Source organism: Vibrio sp. 378 (assembly GCF_033339435.1).
Map to the genome: position 1 here is coordinate 1 of NZ_JAWOUO010000434.1, position 765 is coordinate 765.

Annotated in this window: 1 protein-coding gene; it reads left to right on the forward strand. The window is 48.8% G+C overall.

Features of this window, described 5'->3' with window-relative positions; all coding sequences use genetic code 11:
- On the forward strand, window positions 1-654 hold a 654-nt coding region (locus tag R7Q48_RS26765; RefSeq protein ID WP_318133263.1), incomplete at its 5' end, for an HlyD family secretion protein.
- Window positions 655-765: the final 111 nt, after the last annotated feature.

Below are 765 nucleotides of genomic sequence, written 5' to 3' on the forward strand. Positions count from 1 at the left end.
CAAATTCAAGCCGCGAAAGACCAATGGCTAAAAGCGAAAGCCGCAGCGGATTTGATGGAAAAAACCTATAACCGCGTGAACAACCTGTATAAAGATGGCGTGGTTGCCGAGCAAAAACGTGATGAAGCGCTAACCCAATGGCAGGCTTCTAAATACACTGAAAGTGCCGCTTTCCAGATGTATGAGATGGCGAAAGAAGGGGCTCGTAGCGAAACCAAAGTGGCCGCGGCTGAGAAAGCTCGTATGGCGTCTGGCGCAGTTGCTGAAGTGGAAGCTTATGCGAAAGATACTCAAATCTACAGTTGGTTTGACGGTGAAGTATCTCAAGTACTTTTACAAAGCGGCGAGCTTGCACCGCAGGGCTTCCCAGTCGTCACCGTCATCGACACTGAAGATGCATGGGCAACACTGAACGTGCGCGAGGATCTGCTTAAACACTTCACTAAAGACACCACATTTAACGCATACCTGCCAGCATTAGATAAAAGTGTCGAGTTTAAAGTCACGCACGTTGCAGTAATGGGCGATTTCGCAACTTGGCGAGCGACCGATGCAGCACAAGGTTTCGATCTGCGTACCTTTGAAGTAGAAGCTCGCCCTACTCAACCAGAACCAGAACTGCGCATGGGTATGAGCGTTGTGGTTGAGCTGTAATCGCTCAAGGTAAAAAGTCTATGACGATTAAGATTTCACAACGGCATGTGTTACGGCGCGACAAGTGGCTACTGTCGTGCTTAACTTGGGTGCCTATTTTGCTTTCGCTTA